Below are 2,537 nucleotides of genomic sequence, written 5' to 3'. Positions count from 1 at the left end.
CGAGATCGATCGCAAACCCAGGCTTGGTAAGGATCAAAAATTTCCGGTCAGGTCTACTGCTACTGGGATTTTTCTAGACAGGTACTTGTGGTTGTCAAGCATAACTTGGCCGTTTCGGCCAAGTTATGCCAGAAGTCACATGTTCGCCTAGAAGACTGTTCACACACGATCGATCGAACCTAAAAAGCGTGCTATCATCGTCATGTGACACGCTTTTTTTGCTGGGTTAATTAATGCCACCATTTAACGAACTGGGTTATCTGCCGCCTGGAGTCTACGAAATTCGGTGGCCAGAGTTGATGGAACGGTTTGCGACTAATCCTGGGCGACAACGAATTGTGACTGGATTGGCCGCAGCCCTGCGTAAACTAGCCATTGCTGGTTGTACCCGTGTCATTATTGGTGGTAGCTTCATCTCGGCTAAAGCAGAACCTCGTGATTTCGATGCTTATTACGATAATTTTGGACTCGATTTCGAGCTGCTCGATCCATTATTTGTTGAAGACACCGATTCTCAACAGGATGTTTTCTGTGGCGAACTATTTCCGACAATTGGTTACGACCGCTTTTTGCAAACTGATAAAGAAGGTAATCCCAGAGGAGTTGTCGCTTTAGATCCTAGAGAATTAATTAGTTAAGTTGGAGTAAAAAAACATGATTCAAAACGAACGCCAGTATAAAGTTACCCAGACTAAATTAAGAGAATTAGAACAGGCATCTGCTAATATCGAGCTTGAAGATCCGAATTTACACCCTCGGCAGATACTATCCCAAAAGAATAGCTACAATCAAATAATTGGCACCTTAGCACAAGAAATTGCCGAATACGAGGAACTCAAGAGCGGTCGAATTGCAGTATTCCAGATTCAATCCTTCAACGATCTGCCGACAGCCCTAATCAAAGCTCGAATTGCATCGGGAATGACCCAAAAAGAGTTAGCTGAGAAAATTGATACTCAAGAACAGCAAATTCAACGTTATGAAGCAAATCATTATCATGCTATTAGTTTCGAGCGATTGATGAAGATTGTTGGTGCCTTGGGGATTAGTTTTAAACATAGTGTCGAAATTGAGCTCGAGCCACTAGAATCTTTAGTATAGAGATAGTAAAGCTATTGATATAGAGCAAGCTAAAGCTGATTAGCAGGAGTATCAAACCAATGCGAAAACTGAGAACCCTTGATGAAGTTACCGAAGGCTATTTCCGCGACCATCCTGAAGAGATCGATGATTATCTGATGGAGATTTTCCAAGACTTTGCTGAAGATAACGACACTGGCGTATTACTGGCATCATTGCGCGTCCTGGCTCGCGTGCGGGGTGTTGGCGATATGGCTGCACAAATTGGGATGACTAGACAGGGATTGCAAAAAGCCTTGTCTGATGATGGCAATCCACGACTCAGTAACGTCACATCGATTGTCAAAGCAATGGGTTATTGTTTGTTACCGCAAAAACTTCCCCAGTCGCAGCCCGCTCCACACTAACCATAGTCTGTCTCAATCGATGTCTAATGCTCAATCGTCCCTATTTTAGTTCACTTTTAAATAAAGATGGCGATCGACCTACCAGCAATTAAGATCGTTCGCACTACTCCCCCAAATCTCGTGGTGGATGGATCTGCTGTAGAAGAGCAGTTGAGAGTCAAACCAGTTGCGCCTGGTGTTTGGGATGAATTTCTCCAACTACAAATTTCACCCGCTACCAGACGATCGTATGCGGCGGCGTTGAAGGACTTCTTTGGGCGAGAATTAAAAACCGAGGTGTCTGTAGCGGCGATCGAGTCGTTCTTACAACTCCCCGAACGGGAAGCAATCGGTCGTGTATTGAATTATCGCGGACAATTACTGACAGCGGGTTTAGCTGCGGCGACGGTGAATGCGCGGCTAGCTGCACTGCGTTCCTTTGTCATCCACGCGTACAAGCGGAAACTGTGCAATTTTCGGTTGGATGATATTAAATCGGTGAAGGCACAGAGCTATAAGGATACTAGGGGGATCTCGATTGAGTTATTCCAGCAGTTAATCGATGCGATCGATCGAACGACAGTTATGGGTAAGCGCGATTATGCGATGTTGCGATTGCTGTGGGACAATGCCCTCAGACGTGCTGAGGTGTGTGGACTCGATCGATCTGATTTTCACCCCAAGGAGGCGAAATTGATGCTCAAGGGGAAGGGGAAAATTGATAAAGAACCGATCGATCTGGCTCCAGCAACAGTTGAGGCGATCTCTGATTGGTTGGCGAGTATGGGGGAGAGTAGAAGTCCGGCTCTATTTGTTTCTGGTCGAGATACTCGGTTGAGTGTAGATAGACTGTATCAGATCGTTGGGAGATTGGCTGAGACTTCGGGGATCGGTCGGGTGGTGAGTCCGCATAAGATTAGACACTCTAGCATTACGGCATTACTAGATCTCAATGGTGGAGATGTGCGCTCGGCTCAGGCGCATTCCAGGCATAAGAATTTGGCTACGCTGATTCGCTATGATGATGGGCGACAGCAGTTGCAGGGTAAGGCGGCGAAGACTTTGGCCGAT

4 protein-coding genes are annotated in these 2,537 nt (G+C 46.0%); all 4 read left to right on the top strand.

Annotation, left to right across the window (positions count from 1 at the left end; genetic code table 11):
• Positions 1 to 233: 233 nt before the first annotated feature.
• The gene (locus ACEW9J_RS08000; RefSeq protein ID WP_373544608.1) at positions 234 to 638 is read left to right on the top strand and encodes a hypothetical protein; all 405 of its coding nucleotides are present in this window, start codon (positions 234 to 236) and stop codon (positions 636 to 638) included.
• Between the two features lie 16 nt (positions 639 to 654).
• Complete coding sequence (locus tag ACEW9J_RS07995; RefSeq protein WP_373544607.1) at positions 655 to 1,101, top strand: helix-turn-helix domain-containing protein; 447 nt, start codon at positions 655 to 657, stop codon at positions 1,099 to 1,101.
• A 59-nt stretch (positions 1,102 to 1,160) separates the two neighbouring features.
• Positions 1,161 to 1,487 (top strand): addiction module antidote protein, encoded by a 327-nt coding sequence (locus ACEW9J_RS07990; RefSeq protein ID WP_373544606.1) that lies wholly within the window; start codon positions 1,161 to 1,163, stop codon positions 1,485 to 1,487.
• Between the two features lie 66 nt (positions 1,488 to 1,553).
• Positions 1,554 to 2,537 (top strand): tyrosine-type recombinase/integrase (locus tag ACEW9J_RS07985; protein WP_373544605.1); only part of this gene is annotated, 984 nt, incomplete at its 3' end.

It is taken from the genome of Chamaesiphon sp. (assembly GCF_041737865.1).
GTDB lineage: Bacteria > Cyanobacteriota > Cyanobacteriia > Cyanobacteriales > Chamaesiphonaceae > Chamaesiphon.
This window is presented reverse-complemented; position numbering and strand designations above follow the sequence as displayed.